The sequence below is a fragment of the Streptomyces sp. WG5 genome, assembly GCF_049974565.1.
GTDB lineage: Bacteria > Actinomycetota > Actinomycetes > Streptomycetales > Streptomycetaceae > Streptomyces.
Map to the genome: position 1 here is coordinate 1 of NZ_JBNGGC010000001.1, position 15,032 is coordinate 15,032.

The window sequence follows — 15,032 nt, forward strand, 5'->3', positions numbered from 1 at the left end:
GAAGCACCGCAAGGTGTGGAGGTGACCGGTACTAATAGGCCGAGGGCTTGTCCTCAGTTGCTCGCGTCCACTGTGTTGGTTCTGAAACCACGAACAATCCCGCCCCATGGTCACGGGGTGGCTGGTTGTCTGTTTCATAGTGTTTCGGTGGTCATAGCGTAGGGGAAACGCCCGGTTACATTTCGAACCCGGAAGCTAAGCCTTACAGCGCCGATGGTACTGCAGGGGGGACCCTGTGGGAGAGTAGGACGCCGCCGAACAATCATTGCGAGAAGACCCCGCACCGGGAACGGTGCGGGGTCTTCTGCGTTTAGGGGGCAATGGGCGATCAGGAAGTGGCGGGGCCAGTAAGCCCCGTCCTCCCTCACAAACGTCCTGCCGCCTTCAGTTCCAGGTAGGCATCGGCCAGTGCCGGGGCCAGTGCGTCAGGGACCGCGTCAACGACCTTCACGCCGTGCCGGCGGAGCCGGTCCGCGGTGCGGTGGCGCTCCGCCTGGGCCTGTGCCGCCGCGGCGGCCTCGTAGACGGCGTCCGCGTTCCCGCGGGCCTCGGCCATCCGGGCGATGTGCGGATCGGCGACCGACGCCAGGACGACGGTGTGCCGCTGCGTCAGTTGCGCCAGGACGGGAAGCAGCCCTTCCTCGACCGGGGCAGCGTCGAGAGTCGTGAGCAGCACGATCAAGGAACGGCGGGGGGCGACCCGGAGGGCGGTGGCGGTGAGGCCGCGGGCATCGGTCTCGACGAGCTCCGGCTCCAGAGTCGCCATCGCGTTGACCAGGGACGGGAGCACGTCGCCCGCCGTACGGCCCTGAACGAGAGCCCGCACGCGACGGTCGTACGCGAGGAGATCGACACGGTCGCCGGCGCGGGAAGCCAGCGCGGCCAGGAGCAGGGTGGCGTCCATGGACGCGTCGAGACGAGGAACGTCGCCCACCCGGCCGGCCGACGTGCGACCGGTGTCGAGGACGAGCAGGATGTGGCGGTCGCGTTCGGGACGCCAGGTGCGTACCGCGACGGCGGACTGGCGGGCCGTCGCACGCCAGTCGATGGAACGGGTGTCGTCACCGGGAACGTACTCACGCAGGCTGTCGAACTCCGTGCCCTCTCCACGGGTGAGGACGCTGGTGCGGCCGTCGAGCTCGCGGAGACGGGACAGCTTGGAAGGCAGGTGCTTGCGGCTGGTGAACGGAGGAAGGACGCGTACCGTCCAGGGGACCCGGTGGGTGCCCTGGCGGGCGAAGAGGCCCAGGGGCCCGTACGAGCGGATCGTGACGCGGTCCGACCGGCGGTCACCGCGGCGGGTGGGGCGCAGACGGGTGGTGACGCGTCGGCGTTCACCGGCGGGCACCGTCACCCGGTGGCGGGAGGCCGCCGTCTCCGTACCGGGCTGCCAGCTGCTGGGCGGCCAGGCGTCGCGGAGGAGGGCACGGAGCGGGCGGCCGGACGGGTTGGTGACCGTCAGAACGACGTCGGCGGTGTCGCCCAGCCGTGTGGAGGTGTCGCCGGAGCGGGCCAGACGCAGGCGTCGTACGGGCGCGGCCAGAGCGAAGTCACAGGCGCAGGCCGCGGCCAGCGGCGCGTTGACCGCGAGGATACCCGTCCAGCCGGGGTCCCAGATGCCGACGGGGACGGAGCCGATGGCCGCGAGCAGGGCGGCGCGTCCGGTGAGCCCCATCAGCGGGGAACGGGGACGTGGGCGAGGATCGCGTTGATCACGGAGTCCGTGGTCACGCCCTCCATCTCGGCCTCCGGGCGGAGCTGGACACGATGCCGGAGGGTGGGGAGCGCGAGGGCCTTCACGTCGTCGGGGGTCACGTAGTCGCGGCCCGTGAGCCAAGCCCACGCTCGGGAGGCCGAAAGCAGTGCCGTGGCACCGCGCGGGGAGACGCCGAGGGTGAGCGACGGTGACTCGCGGGTGGCGCGGCAGATGTCGACGACGTAGGCCGTGATCTCGGGAGAGATCGTTGTCCTGGCCACCTCCGCGCGGGCCGCCTCCAGGTCGGCGGCGTTCGCCACGGGGCGTACGCCGGCGGCGCGCAGGTCGCGCGGGTTGAAGCCCGAGGCGTGCCGGGTGAGGACGTTGATCTCGTCCTGCCGGGAGGGCAGGGGGACGGTGAGCTTGAGGAGGAAGCGGTCCAGCTGGGCTTCGGGGAGAGGGTAGGTGCCCTCGTACTCGACCGGGTTCTGCGTCGCCGCGACCAGGAACGGCTCGGGGAGCGGTCGGGGGGTGCCGTCGACCGTGACCTGGCGTTCCTCCATGGCTTCGAGGAGGGACGACTGGGTCTTCGGGGGCGTCCGGTTGATCTCGTCGGCGAGGAGCAGGTTGGTGAAGGCCGGGCCGGGCTGGAAGGAGAACTCGGCGGTGCGGGCGTCGTAGACCAGGGAGCCGGTGACGTCGCTCGGCATCAGGTCGGGGGTGAACTGGACGCGCTTGGTGTCGAGTTCGGTGGCGGCTGCCAAGGCGCGGACGAGGAGAGTCTTGGCGACTCCGGGGACGCCTTCGAGGAGCACGTGGCCGCGGCACAGGAGCGCCACGACGAGACCGGTGACGGCGGCGTCCTGGCCGACCACGGCCTTGGCGATCTCGGCGCGCAGGGCCTCCAGGGCGGCGCGGGCGTTGCCCGGGTCCCCGGTCTGCCCGGCGTTGTCAGTGGTCGGGTCCATCATGGACGGCGTGCCTCTCTTTCGAGGGTGTCGAGTTGGTCGGCGAGCGCGACGAGGGCCGCGTCGTCGGCGGGCGGCGGGCCGAAGAGGAGGGTGTGCAGGGACTGTCCGTCGCCGTGTTCGCCGTGGAGATGGGCGGACAGGGCGGGGAGCAGGGCTTCGGGCGAGTGGGCCTGGGCGACGGGGACGCCGGTGAAGGGGGCGAGGCGGGTGCGGGTGGCGGAGCGAAGAGCGGCGGCCGCGCGGTCGCGGGCGTTCGCCTTCCGGTAGAGACGGGCACGGCCCTCGGCGGTTTCGGAGGCGCGGATCGCGACGGGGAGTTTCTCGGGCACCAGGGGGCCGAGCCGGCGTGCCCGCCACAGGGCCGCGAGGGCCGCGGCGACGAAGAGCTGCAGGGTGCCCCAGAGCCAGCCGGAGGGGAGCAGGTCGAACAAGCTGCGCTCGTCGTCCGGGGCGGTGGTGTCGGAGACCGAGGGGAGGTACCAGACCAGGTGGTCCCGGGAGCCGAGGAGTTGGAGGGCGAGCGAGGCGTTGCCGTGCTCGTCGAGGTGGTTGTTGTAGAAGATGTCGGGGGCGCCGAGGACCACCGTGTCGCCCGGGACGCCCTGGGGCGCCCCGGCGGACGCCTCGGGGACGCGGAGGAGGGTGGCCAGGCGACGGCTGGGGTAGCAGGCGTCGGCTTCGACGTGGGTGCTGCTGTAGCGGATGCCGCCCGTGTCGGCGGTGCCCGCGCGCCGGGCGGCGGGCAGGTCGCAGTCGGGGGCCAGCGCCGAGTCGAAGCTGAGCGCGGGGTCGGCGGTGACCCCGGGGGCGAGCCGTTCCACGGCGGGGCCGCCGGGGGCCACGAGGAGGGTACGGCCGCCGGAACCCTCGGTCGCGGCGTGCAGCCGCGTCTGCTGGCGCTCGGTCAGGAGGTCGGGGACGGCGACCAGCAGGGTGGTGTCCGGGCCGGCCGCGGCGCGTGCGGCGTCCAGGGTGGTGACCACGCGCGTGGACACGCCCCGGTCGGCGAGGAGCTCGGCGACGGCCCGGCTGCCGTACGGATCGGCGGAGCGGGGGTCGAGTGCGCCGTGCTTCGCGTCGGAGCGGACGACGGCGATCGCGACGGCACCGACGAGGAGCACGACGAGCGCGAGCACGATGCCCCGCCCGCGCGACCAGACCTGGCGTGCGGTGGGCGAGGCCGAGGTGGTGGGGAGCGTGGCCTCGGTGGTCATCCGGCGGCTCCCGGGCGGGTGTCGGAGCCCTCGCCGCCGGCCGTACCGGCGGTCGTGCTGCTCGCCGGCTGTGGCCTGCTGCGCTCCAGGTCGCGGTCGAGTTCGGTGAGGCGACGGTACGACCGCTCGGAACCGGGGCGGCCGCCGTATGCGACGTCGTCGAAGTCCCGGGCGGCGGCGCGCAGCCCGGCACCGTGGGCGGGCAGGGCGCGGCCCGCTTCCGTGGCCGCCTCGTCGGCGGTCCGACCGGGACGGATGTCGAGGAGGGCGCGTTCCTCCAGGGCACGGACGACGGCCCGCATGCGTTCCTGGACGGCCTGGTTCCAGTGGCCCTGGGCGGCATGTGCCTCGGCGGCGGCGCGGTGGTCGGCGGCGGTGCGGGGCCCGTCGTCGAACAGGGCGGGGGCGGAGGCCGGTCCGCGGCGCGGGGTGCCCAGGCGCCACCAGAGGGCGCCCAGCACCGCCACGGCGGCCACGATGATGACGATCAGGCCCACCGTCCCGCCGGGGGTCGCGGTGGACGCGCTGCTGAACAGTTCGTCGATCCAGTCCCAGAAGGCGTCCAGGGCCCGCTGGAACCAGCTGGGGTCGTTCTCGTGGTACATCCGCTTGGACAGCTCGCGGCGCGCGGCCTCCCGCGCGGGATCGCGCGGGATCGTCACCGGCGGTTCGTCGCCGGAACGCGACAGCGACAGCACGGAGGCGTCGCCCGCGCGCGACACCGTCCGTACCGCGGTGCGTGACAGCACCTCCGTGAGCACTCCCCCCGCGGGACTCACCGCATCAGCTCCCCGGGGTGGTGCCGGGAGTGCCGGAGCCCTGGTGGCCGGCGGCACGGGCCAGTTCGAGGTCGAGGGCCTCGCGGCGGATGCGCTGGTCGATGTACAGCAGCACCGCGACACCCGCCGTGATCGGGAAGGTGATCGTGGAGCCGATCACCGAGCCGATACCGCTGACCACGAGGAACGTCCAGCTGAGGTCCCCGGTGCCCTCCAGGAGTCCGCCGACACCGTCGCCGCCGACGGCCGAGGCGAGGAGGGCGAAGGGGATGACGATGATCGAGGCGACGACGTTCGCGATGATCGTCGCGAGCAGCTGGATGCCGAAGACCCGCCACCAGGAGCCGCGTACGAGCTTCACCGAGCGGCTCAGCGCCTTCCTGATGCCCTGCTTCTCCAGCATCAGCGTGGGCGACGCCAGCGAGAAGCGGACCATGAGCCACACCGCGACGACGCCGGCGGCCAGGAAGCCCAGGACCGTCAGGGCCACGGCGGCGTCGCCGCCCCCCGCGGCCGTGACGAGGAGACCGGGCGCCATGCCGGCCATGACGATGCCGAAGACGATGAGCAGCAGGAGGACGATCAGGCCGAAGAGTTTCACGACCTGAGGGCGGGCGTCCCGCCAGGCCTCGCCGATGGTCACCGGCCGGCCGAGCACGGCACGGCTGGTGACGGTCGTCAGCAGGGCGGTGGCCAGGACAGTGCCGACCAGGGAGATCACGAAGATGACACCCGAGTTGACCATGGTGTCGGCCAGCGCGTCGCCCAGTTCGCTCAGGGTGGCGTCGGGGTCGTTGAGGGCCTCGGTGCTGGTGTTGTCCAGGACGAGGCCCTGGAGCAGTACGACGATGATCTCCGTGAAGACCGCGACGGTCAGCGAGATGCCGAGGACCGTGCGCCAGTAGGTGCGCATGGTGGAGACCGCGCCGTCGAGGATCTCGCCGACGCCGAGCGGGCGGAGCGGGATCACGCCGGGCTTGGCCGCGGGCGGGGGGCCTCCCCAGCCGCCTCCCCAACCGCTTCCCCAGCCGCCGGGCCCACCAGGCGGCCCGTAGCCGCCGTACCCTCCGCCCTGGCCGCCGTAGCCGCCGGGACCGCCGGGAGCTCCGTACCCGCCGCCCGGGTGGCCGGGAGGCGGGGTGCCCCAGCCCTGGTCGGACGGTGGGGGAGGCGGGGCCTGGCCGGGGCCGGTGGGTGCGGACCACTGGCCGGGAGGCGGCTGCTCCTTGGACCACTTCGTGCCGGGGCCCGTCGGTTCCGCGCCCGGCCAGTCCGCGGGCTGCGCGGAGCCGGGGCGGTCGGCGGGCTCGGCGGGGCCGGACCCGCCGGGCTCCGGCCCGTCGGACGGGGCAGATCCGGGCGAGGCCCAGCCCGGAGTGTCGTTCATCGTCGCTCCTTCTCGGTGCCCGTCCGCGGTCGCGGCGGCAGGTTGGCAGCCATCGTGCCATGGGGTGGCCGAGTGCGGACCGGGCGCGGTACGGGCCGCGCACCTTCAATTGTCCGCCGGACAGGGGGCAGACTGACCGCATGGCTGATCAGTACGCGCAAAGCGGCGAGGACAAGCGGCCGACCGGGATACCGGCTCTTCGCTGGGAGGAACCCCCCGAGGGCCCGGTGCTGGTCCTGCTGGACCAGACCAGGCTTCCGGCGGAGGAGGTCGAACTGGTCTGCACGGACCCGTCAGCGCTCGTGGAGGCGATCCGCTCGCTCGTCGTGCGCGGGGCACCGCTGCTCGGCATCGCGGGTGCCTACGGCGTCGCGCTCGCCGCCGTCCGCGGCTTCGAGGTGCGGGAGGCCGCGACCGCGCTGGCGGGCGCCCGCCCCACCGCGGTGAACCTCGCCGTCGGTGTGCGCCGGGCGCAGGCCGCCCACCAGGAGGTCCTCGCCAGGACCGGCGACCCCCGGCAGGCCGCCGCGGCCGCGCTGGCCGCGGCGAGGGCGCTGCACCGGGAGGACGCCGAGGCCAGCGCCCGGATGGCCGCGCACGGGCTGGCGCTGCTGGACGAGCTGCTGCCCGCCGGCGGGCACCGTGTCCTGACGCACTGCAACACCGGTTCGCTGGTGTCGGGAGGTGAGGGAACGGCTTTCGCGGTGGCGCTCGCCGCACACCGGGCGGGCCGGCTGCGACGCCTGTGGGTGGACGAAACGCGTCCGTTGCTGCAAGGTGCTCGCCTGACGGCTTACGAGGCGGCGCGGAACGACATGCCGTACACCTTGCTCACCGACAACGCGGCCGGTTCGCTGTTCGCGGCGGGTGAGGTGGACGCGGTGCTGATCGGTGCCGACCGCATCGCGGCCGACGGTTCGGTGGCGAACAAGGTGGGGAGCTATCCGCTCGCCGTGCTCGCGCGGTACCACCACGTGCCGTTCATCGTGGTGGCGCCGGTCACGACGGTGGACCCGGACACGCCGGACGGGGCGTCCGTCGAGGTCGAACAGCGTCCCGGATATGAGGTGACCGAGGTCACAGCACCGCAGGTGCCGGTGGCAGGAGCGGGAGGCGGGATTCCGGTGGCACCCCTGGGGACCCAGGCGTACAACCCGGCGTTCGACGTGACTCCGCCCGAGCTGGTGACGGCGATCGTCACCGAGGAGGGCGCGGTTTCGCCCGTGACGACCGGGGCTCTCGCACAGCTGTGTGCCAGGTCACGCCAGGTAACGATTAGCTAATGGGATGATGTCGTTCATGAAGGGACGAGTCCTTGTCGTCGACGACGACACCGCACTGGCCGAGATGCTCGGCATTGTGCTGCGTGGTGAGGGTTTTGAGCCATCTTTCGTAGCCGACGGCGACAAGGCGCTGGCCGCCTTCCGGGAGACCAAGCCGGACCTGGTGCTGCTCGACCTGATGCTGCCCGGTCGGGACGGCATCGAGGTGTGCCGCCTGATCAGGGCGGAGTCGGGCGTGCCGATCGTGATGCTGACGGCGAAGAGTGACACCGTCGATGTCGTGGTGGGTCTGGAGTCGGGTGCCGACGACTACATCGTGAAGCCGTTCAAGCCGAAGGAGCTGGTGGCCCGTATCAGGGCGCGCCTGAGGAGGTCCGAGGAGCCGGCACCGGAGCAGCTCGCCATAGGCGACCTGGTCATCGACGTGGCCGGTCACTCCGTGAAGCGGGAGGGCCAGTCGATCGCGCTGACGCCGCTGGAGTTCGACCTGCTGGTGGCGCTGGCCCGCAAGCCGTGGCAGGTGTTCACGCGTGAGGTGCTCCTCGAGCAGGTCTGGGGCTACCGGCACGCGGCCGACACCCGGCTGGTCAACGTGCATGTGCAGCGGCTGCGCTCCAAGGTCGAGAAGGACCCGGAGAAGCCGGAGATCGTGGTGACCGTCCGCGGCGTCGGTTACAAGGCCGGGCCGAGCTGACATGAGCAGGGACAGTGCCGCTTCGGCGCCCGGCCGCTCCGGGGCCCGCGCCGGACGGCCTGTCGGCCACACGCCCGCCGGCTCCCGCTGGAGCCGCCTGCTGGAGGGCGGGCTGCTGCACGGCGGGGTACAGGGCAGCCCGGTGCTCCGTCTGTTCATGCGCTGGGTGCGACGTCCGCTGCTGCCCGTCATGCGGCTGTGGCGGCGCAACATCCAGCTCAAGGTCGTCGTCACCACGCTGCTGATGTCGCTGGGCGTGGTGCTGCTGCTCGGCTTCGTGGTGATCGGTCAGGTTCGCAACGGGCTGCTGGACGCGAAGGTGAAGGCGTCCCAGAGCCAGGCCACCGGTGGATTCGCGGTCGCCAAGCAGAAGGCCGAGGAGGCGGCCAGCGTGACCGGTGACGACGGCGTGCCCGTGGACGGCCGTGCCCCGCAGAACGTCATCCAGTGGATGAGCGAACTGGTGAAGTCGCTCTCCAGCGGCGGCCAGGGCGCCTTCGACGTGGTCACGCTCCCCATGGGCGGGGAGAGCGGCAGCGGGCGCGGACCGCGCGCCTCCGGCTTCGTCAACTGGTCGGCCAGCGTGCCCGAGGACCTGCGGGAGCGAATCGACGGCAGCACGGCGGCGGCGCAGAGCTACACCCGGATCGTCTACGACTCCGACGAGGCCTCGCAGCCCGGTCTGGTCATCGGCAAGCAGGTCAACGACCCGAACGGTGAGCCGTACCAGCTGTACTACCTCTTCCCGCTCACGCAGGAGGAGAAGTCGCTCAGCCTGGTCACGGGCACCCTGGCGACGGCCGGGCTCTTCGTCGTGGTGCTGCTCGGGGCCATCGCCTGGCTCGTGGTGCGTCAGGTCGTCACGCCCGTACGGATGGCGGCGAGCATCGCGGAGCGGCTGTCCGCCGGGCGGCTGCAGGAACGGATGAAGGTCACCGGCGAGGACGACATCGCGCGGCTCGGCGAGGCCTTCAACAAGATGGCGCAGAACCTGCAGCTGAAGATCAGCCAGCTGGAGGACCTGTCGCGGATGCAGCGGCGGTTCGTCTCCGACGTGTCGCACGAGCTGCGGACGCCGTTGACGACCGTGCGGATGGCCGCCGACGTCATCCACGACGCGCGCGTGGACTTCGATCCGGTGACCGCGCGGTCGGCCGAGCTGCTCGCCGACCAGCTGGACCGGTTCGAGACCCTGCTCGCGGACCTGCTGGAGATCAGCCGTTTCGACGCGGGCGCGGCGGCACTGGAGGCGGAGCCGATAGACCTCAGGGAGGTCGTACGGCGGGTCGTCGGCGGGGCCGAGCCGCTCGCCGAGCGCAAGGGCACGCGGATACGTGTGGTCGGCGACCAGCAGCCCGTCGTCGCCGAGGCGGATGCCCGGCGCGTGGAGCGGGTACTGCGCAACCTCGTCGTCAACGCCGTCGAGCACGGCGAGGGCAACGACGTCGTCGTCAAGCTCGCCGCGGCCGGCGGCGCGGTCGCCGTCGCGGTGCGCGACTACGGCGTCGGCCTCAAACCGGGAGAGGCCACTCGCGTCTTCAGCCGATTCTGGCGGGCCGACCCGGCACGCGCGCGGACCACCGGCGGCACGGGACTCGGGCTGTCGATCGCCCTGGAGGACGCGCGGCTGCACGGAGGCTGGCTGCAGGCCTGGGGCGAGCCGGGCGGCGGGTCGCAGTTCCGGCTGACGCTGCCCAGGACCGCGGACGAGCCGCTGCGGGGCTCACCGATACCGCTGGAGCCGACGGACTCGCGGCGCGACCGCGGGCAGGGCGACGACGGCCTCGACGACGCCGGACCGCGGCACGGCGCGGACAGGGCGGCCACCGTACCCGCGCAGGCGTCGGCCGGACAGGCGCCGGCGGTGTCCGCGCGGGGCCCGATCCCGCCGCGGTCGGATGCCCCCACGGCCGACCCGACGGCACTGCCCGGCAACGGCGCGCGGGTGGTGCCGCGGCCCGTGTCGGGCGCACGGAGGCAGGGCGGCGGACCCGCGCCGGAGGCGGTGACGGCGAGCCGTCCGGGCGCCGCGCCGGAGGACTCGAACAGGCAAGGGGAGGCATCTCGTGGGCGCTGACCGCCAGGGGAGTGGCCGGCGGGGGCCGGCACGCGCGGTGACGTACGCCGTCTGTGGCGTCGTACTGCTGGCGGGGTGTGCGTCCATGCCCGACAGCGGGGACCTGCGGGGCGTGGAGTCCACGCCCCGGCAGGACCCGCAGGTGCGGGTGTTCGCGATGCCGCCGCGGGAGGACGACTCGCCCACGGAGATCGTGCAGGGCTTCCTGGAGGCACTGACCAGCAACGAGCCGCAGTACGAGACGGCGCGCAAGTACCTGACGGGCGAGGCGGCGAAGACCTGGCGGCCGGAGCGGTCCACGACGGTGCTCACGGGCGGGCCGGGCACCGAGTCCGACCACTCGGGAAGCCGCGAGGACGCCGACGACTACTCGGTCATGCTGACCGGCACCAGGGTCGCCACGGTGGACGCGCAGCAGTCGTACGCGCCGGCGGACGGCCAGTACCGCGAACCGGTGCACCTCACCCGGGACGACAAGAGCGGGCAGTGGCGCATCGACGCGCTGCCGCAGGGCGTCATCATGGGCAAGTCGGACTTCCAGCGCACCTACATGTCCGTCAACAAGTACTACTTCGCGTCGAACACCGCTCCCACCACACAGGCCGGTACGAGCGCGCAGCCGACGGCCGTCGCCGACCCCGTCTACGTGCGCCGGCTCGTGGACCCCATGACCCAGGTGGTGCGTTCCCTGATCAGCGGGCCGACGAGGTTGCTCGCCCCCGGGGTGAGGTCGGGCTTTCCGGCCGGCACCGCGCTGGCGGAGACCGCCGACCCGCTGACGCCCGACGAGCACAACAAGCTGACGGTGCCGCTGAACGACAGGGCTGCCCGGGTCGGCGCGGAAAAGTGCGACGAGATGGCGGCCCAGCTCCTCTTCTCGCTGCAGAACCTGACCCCGGTGGTGGACGAGGTCGAGCTGCGCTCGGGCGACAGGCGACTGTGCTCGCTCACCGAGGACCGGGCCGAGGCGGTCGCGACGCGCGGCTCCGTCCAGCGGGCCGACTACCTGTACTTCATACGTGACAAGAACCGCCTGGTGCGCATCGCCGCCGGCAGCAACGGGACCCGGCCGGAACCCGTCCCCGGGGCGCTGGGCGAGGGCGCGGTGGGCCTGCGGTCGGTGGCGGTGTCGCGGGACGAACACAGCGCGGCCGCGATCGGTCTCGACAACAAGACGCTGTACGTCGGCTCGCTGGTGTCGGGTGGTTCGCTCGGCGACCCCGTGCTGGTCAGCAAGGGCAAGACGGAGGAGACCCGGCTGACGCCACCCAGCTGGGACGCGCAGGGAGACCTGTGGATCGCCGACCGCGACCCGGCCCACCCCCGGTTGCTGCTCCTGAAGGAGGGCGCGGGCGAGCCGCTGGAGGTGCGGACCCCGGGGCTGGACGGACGGGTCCAGGCCGTGCGGGTGGCGGCCGACGGTGTGCGGATCGCGCTCATCGTGGAGAAGGACGGCAAGCGGTCGCTGCTCATCGGACGGATCGAACGGGACGGGAACGCCCGTGAACCGTCCGCGGTCACCGTCGTCGAACCGCGCTCCGCGACTCCGGAACTGGAGGAGGTCACGGCCATGTCCTGGGCCGGTGACAGCCGGCTCGTGGTGGTCGGGCGCGAGCGCGGGGGCGTCCAGCAGGTCGGATACGTCCAGGTCGACGGCTCCACGCCGGAGGCGTCGGTGCCCGCGGCCCTGACCGGGGTGAAGGAGATCGCCGCGACCGAGGACGAGCGACTGCCGCTGGTGGCGTACTCGGAGAACCTGATCGTGCGGCTGCCGTCCGGGCTGCAGTGGCAGAAGGTGACGGAGGGGGCGGCGCCGGTCTACCCGGGGTGAGCGTCCGGACGGGGTGAGCGTCCGGACGGGGTGAGGAGCCCGGGCGGGGCGAGGCGACCGGCTGTTCCTGACGCGGGCGTTCACTCGTGCGGGTGATGCGTGGCGTTCGGTGTCCGGAGTTTTCCACCGGGAGCTCTCCAGCGTTTTCCACAGGCCTGGTCGAGTCGTGCGGGCGTTGGCACAGTGGTGGCCATGCGGGGATGGTGGCAGGACCTCACGGACCTGGTGCTGCCGGCCGAGTGCGGAGGCTGCGGCAGGCCTCGCACGGTGCTGTGCCCTCGGTGCCGTACGGCTCTCGGCGGAGCCGCGCCGCGTCGGGTGCGTCCCGTGCCGGAGCCGCCCGGGCTGCCGGTGGTGCACGCGGCCGCCCGGTACGCGGACGAGGCGCGGGCCGTCCTGCTGGCCCACAAAGAGCGGGGCGTACTGGCCCTCACGGCACCGCTCGGCGCCGCTCTGGCGGGCGCGGTGCGGGCGGGGCTCCGGGAGCCGCGGTCGAGCGCCGGTGCGGTGGGGGCCGTACGGGCGCGGGCGCCGGTGCTGCTCGTGCCCGTGCCCTCCGCGCGACGGGCGGTGCGCACACGCGGGCACGACCCGGTGCGGCGGATCGCCCTCGCGGCCGCCGGGGAACTGAGGCGGGCCGGGACATCCGCCCGGGTGCTGGCCGTGCTGCGGCAGCGCCACCCCGTGGCCGACCAGTCGGGGCTCGGTGCCCGGCAGCGGCTGGACAACCTCGCCGGCGCGCTGGCGGTGACTCCCGGCGGCGGACGGCTGCTGTGCGGCGGGGGGCCGGTGATCCTCGTCGACGACCTGATGACGACGGGGGCCTCCCTGGCGGAGGCGGCGCGTGCCGTGCGCGCGGTGACGGCCGACGCGTGCGGGGCCGGGGTGATGACGGAGAGGTCCGACGCGTCTGCGTGGGGCACGGGGCCGATCACGTACCGGACGGCGAAATCGGCTGTGTATCCGTCGATGGCAGGGGAAGGCAGAGAGGAACGGAAGACCGGGCCCCGAATGGCGGGTCCGAACGGAGGCGGTGGCGTGATCCGTGAAGCCATCCGCGCGGCAGTGGTCGCGGCTTCACCAGATTCTTTCAAAATAAACCGGAACTGACTGAGAACTTGCTTCGTTGCAGGTATTGAGAGGTTCAATTCACCGGAACGGAGGTACGTCGCGGTAGAGGGTGACGACATCCGTCCGGGCGAGATATGTTCGGTTGAGAGGCAAAGCCGCAGGCCACACCTCTCGAATCCGAATGCCGTGCTGCGGGTTTTACCGTCATCACCCGCACTGGTGGAGTGGAGATCCCGCCCGCGGGGGAGGAGGTGGAAGTCACCGAGTCCGAGGTTCTGGGACAGACCGGAGCCTGGTGCAAAAGGGAGATGCTCCGCCGTCGGAGCGGAGCGATCCGGGAACGGAGTTCTGCGTGGACATCGTCGTCAAGGGCCGCAAGACCGAGGTGCCCGAGCGGTTCCGGAAGCACGTGGCCGAGAAGCTGAAGCTGGAGAAGATCCAGAAGCTCGATGGCAAGGTGATCAGCCTCGACGTCGAGGTGTCCAAGGAGCCGAACCCCCGGCAGGCCGACCGCTGTGACCGAGTGGAGATCACGCTCCGCTCCCGCGGTCCGGTGATCAGGGCGGAGGCAGCGGCGAGCGACCCCTACGCGGCGCTCGACCTGGCGGCGGAGAAGCTCGGTGCCCGGCTGCGCAAGCAGCACGACAAGCGTTTCTCGCGCCGCGGTGCGCGCCGGATCTCGGCAGCCGAGGTCGCCGACCACGTCCCCGGCGCGGCGACGCTCAACGGGAGCGGCGAGGTCGTCCCGCAGGTGAAGCAGGACGGCGTCCCCACCAAGAAGATCGGCTCGCTCGAGGTCCAGGGCGACGGCCCCCTCGTCGTCCGCGAGAAGACCCACGTGGCCGCACCGATGAGCCTCGACCAGGCGCTCTACGAGATGGAGCTGGTCGGACACGACTTCTACCTGTTCGTCGACTCCGAGACCAAGGAGCCCAGCGTCGTGTACCGACGGCACGCCTACGACTACGGCGTGATCCACCTCACCACGGACACGATGGTCACCCAGGCGCACGCTCCCGAGGCGGGCGATGCGCTCGGTGGCTGACGACGCCGGGTGACAGCGGAAGCGGTGCCCCTGGAGCGCGTGTGCGCCCCCAGGGGCACCGCCGTGCGACGGTGCGCGAGGGTGTGCGACCCCTTCGTGGCCCGCTCGTCACCCCGGTGTCGGCTGGGCATGGAATCATGGCGGCAACGGCCCAACCGGTGGGTCGTTGCTCTGGGTTGGCGATGGCTCAGGACCACAGGCCACAGCCTTCAGGGGGAGGAACGATGGCGGACAGTTTCGGACCGATGCGGGGCGAGGGCGTCGACCAGGGGGTCGACGACGGCGCTGCCGGCATGGGCCCGGACGCGGGCTCTGCGCGCAAGGAGCCGATCAGGGTCCTGGTCGTGGACGACCACGCCCTGTTCCGCCGCGGTCTGGAGATCGTGCTCGCGGCCGAGGAGGACATCCAGGTCGTCGGGGAGGCCGGTGACGGCGCGGAGGCCGTGGAGAAGGCCGCCGACCTGCTGCCGGACATCATCCTGATGGATGTGCGGATGCCCAAGCGGGGCGGGATCGAGGCCTGCACCTCCATCAAGGAGGTGGCCCCCAGCGCGAAGATCATCATGCTGACGATCAGCGACGAGGAGGCCGACCTCTACGACGCGATCAAGGCGGGCGCGACGGGCTATCTCCTCAAGGAGATCTCGACGGACGAGGTCGCCACCGCCATTCGCGCGGTGGCCGACGGGCAGTCCCAGATCAGTCCGTCCATGGCGTCGAAACTGCTCACCGAGTTCAAGTCGATGATCCAGCGGACCGACGAACGCCGGCTGGTGCCCGCGCCACGGCTCACGGATCGCGAGCTGGAGGTCCTCAAGCTCGTCGCCACGGGAATGAACAACCGCGACATCGCCAAGGAACTGTTCATTTCCGAGAACACCGTGAAGAACCACGTGCGCAACATCCTGGAGAAACTGCAGCTGCACTCCAGGATGGAGGCCGTGGTGTACGCGATGCGGGAGAAGATCCTCGAGATCCGGTGAC

Annotated in this window: 12 protein-coding genes and 1 rRNA gene; 8 read left to right on the forward strand and 5 right to left on the reverse strand. The window is 72.2% G+C overall.

The features are described from left to right. Positions 1–143 precede the first annotated feature (143 nt). A 5S ribosomal RNA gene (gene rrf / locus ACP4IX_RS00005) occupies positions 144–260 on the forward strand. A gap of 104 nt (positions 261–364) precedes the next feature. On the opposite strand, the gene ACP4IX_RS00010 is transcribed toward rrf, so the two are convergent. Genes ACP4IX_RS00010 through ACP4IX_RS00030 form a run of 5 tightly spaced genes read right to left on the reverse strand, consistent with a single transcriptional unit; the run spans position 365 to position 6,047 of the window. Continuing rightward, positions 365–1,675, reverse strand: a complete 1,311-nt coding sequence (locus tag ACP4IX_RS00010; protein ID WP_426554369.1) for a DUF58 domain-containing protein — start codon at positions 1,673–1,675, stop codon at positions 365–367. After that, a complete protein-coding gene (locus ACP4IX_RS00015; RefSeq protein ID WP_426554542.1) occupies positions 1,675–2,664 on the reverse strand; it encodes an AAA family ATPase in 990 nt (329 codons plus the stop codon). The genes ACP4IX_RS00010 and ACP4IX_RS00015 overlap by 1 nt, the downstream gene beginning before the upstream one ends. Beyond that, positions 2,664–3,881, reverse strand: coding sequence for a DUF4350 domain-containing protein (locus ACP4IX_RS00020; RefSeq protein ID WP_426516539.1), 1,218 nt, complete (start codon positions 3,879–3,881; stop codon positions 2,664–2,666). Before ACP4IX_RS00020 ends, ACP4IX_RS00015 begins: the two co-directional genes overlap by 1 nt. Next, the gene (locus ACP4IX_RS00025) at positions 3,878–4,660 is read right to left on the reverse strand and encodes a DUF4129 domain-containing protein (protein ID WP_426554370.1); all 783 of its coding nucleotides are present in this window, start codon (positions 4,658–4,660) and stop codon (positions 3,878–3,880) included. Before ACP4IX_RS00025 ends, ACP4IX_RS00020 begins: the two co-directional genes overlap by 4 nt. Positions 4,661–4,664: 4 nt before the next feature. Further along, a complete protein-coding gene (locus ACP4IX_RS00030; RefSeq protein WP_426554371.1) occupies positions 4,665–6,047 on the reverse strand; it encodes a glycerophosphoryl diester phosphodiesterase membrane domain-containing protein in 1,383 nt (460 codons plus the stop codon). Between the two features lie 140 nt (positions 6,048–6,187). Here ACP4IX_RS00030 and mtnA point away from each other — a divergent pair, with 140 nt between their 5' ends. The 7 genes from mtnA to ACP4IX_RS00065 all read left to right on the forward strand — a co-directional run bounded on the left by mtnA (position 6,188) and on the right by ACP4IX_RS00065 (position 15,031). Further along, positions 6,188–7,330: an S-methyl-5-thioribose-1-phosphate isomerase gene (gene mtnA / locus ACP4IX_RS00035; protein ID WP_426554372.1), complete on the forward strand. Its 1,143-nt coding sequence runs from the start codon at positions 6,188–6,190 to the stop codon at positions 7,328–7,330. A 4-nt stretch (positions 7,331–7,334) separates the two neighbouring features. After that, the gene (gene mtrA, locus ACP4IX_RS00040) at positions 7,335–8,024 is read left to right on the forward strand and encodes a two-component system response regulator MtrA (protein ID WP_193776289.1); all 690 of its coding nucleotides are present in this window, start codon (positions 7,335–7,337) and stop codon (positions 8,022–8,024) included. A gap of 1 nt (position 8,025) precedes the next feature. Next, complete coding sequence (mtrB, locus tag ACP4IX_RS00045; RefSeq protein WP_426554373.1) at positions 8,026–10,101, forward strand: MtrAB system histidine kinase MtrB; 2,076 nt, start codon at positions 8,026–8,028, stop codon at positions 10,099–10,101. Beyond that, complete coding sequence (locus ACP4IX_RS00050; protein WP_426554374.1) at positions 10,091–11,932, forward strand: LpqB family beta-propeller domain-containing protein; 1,842 nt, start codon at positions 10,091–10,093, stop codon at positions 11,930–11,932. The genes mtrB and ACP4IX_RS00050 overlap by 11 nt, the downstream gene beginning before the upstream one ends. 192 nt (positions 11,933–12,124) lie before the next feature. Continuing rightward, positions 12,125–13,042, forward strand: coding sequence for a ComF family protein (locus ACP4IX_RS00055; RefSeq protein ID WP_426516552.1), 918 nt, complete (start codon positions 12,125–12,127; stop codon positions 13,040–13,042). A 313-nt stretch (positions 13,043–13,355) separates the two neighbouring features. Next, positions 13,356–14,048 (forward strand): ribosome hibernation-promoting factor, HPF/YfiA family, encoded by a 693-nt coding sequence (hpf, locus tag ACP4IX_RS00060; protein WP_426516554.1) that lies wholly within the window; start codon positions 13,356–13,358, stop codon positions 14,046–14,048. A 224-nt stretch (positions 14,049–14,272) separates the two neighbouring features. After that, complete coding sequence (locus tag ACP4IX_RS00065) at positions 14,273–15,031, forward strand: response regulator (RefSeq protein WP_426516556.1); 759 nt, start codon at positions 14,273–14,275, stop codon at positions 15,029–15,031. The last annotated feature ends 1 nt before the right edge of the window (position 15,032 follow it).

What these genes read in the sequence shown, in the direction of transcription:
- ACP4IX_RS00015 (WP_426554542.1), bottom strand. Translation starts at nt 2,664, where the DNA reads ATGGACCCGACCACTGACAACGCCGGGCAGACCGGGGACCCGGGCAAC.
- ACP4IX_RS00055 (WP_426516552.1), top strand. Translation starts at nt 12,125, where the DNA reads ATGCGGGGATGGTGGCAGGACCTCACGGACCTGGTGCTGCCGGCCGAG.
- mtnA (WP_426554372.1), top strand. Translation starts at nt 6,188, where the DNA reads ATGGCTGATCAGTACGCGCAAAGCGGCGAGGACAAGCGGCCGACCGGG.
- mtrA (WP_193776289.1), top strand. Translation starts at nt 7,335, where the DNA reads ATGATGTCGTTCATGAAGGGACGAGTCCTTGTCGTCGACGACGACACC.
- ACP4IX_RS00010 (WP_426554369.1), bottom strand. Translation starts at nt 1,675, where the DNA reads ATGGGGCTCACCGGACGCGCCGCCCTGCTCGCGGCCATCGGCTCCGTC.
- ACP4IX_RS00030 (WP_426554371.1), bottom strand. Translation starts at nt 6,047, where the DNA reads ATGAACGACACTCCGGGCTGGGCCTCGCCCGGATCTGCCCCGTCCGAC.
- mtrB (WP_426554373.1), top strand. Translation starts at nt 8,026, where the DNA reads ATGAGCAGGGACAGTGCCGCTTCGGCGCCCGGCCGCTCCGGGGCCCGC.
- ACP4IX_RS00065 (WP_426516556.1), top strand. Translation starts at nt 14,273, where the DNA reads ATGGCGGACAGTTTCGGACCGATGCGGGGCGAGGGCGTCGACCAGGGG.
- ACP4IX_RS00020 (WP_426516539.1), bottom strand. Translation starts at nt 3,881, where the DNA reads ATGACCACCGAGGCCACGCTCCCCACCACCTCGGCCTCGCCCACCGCA.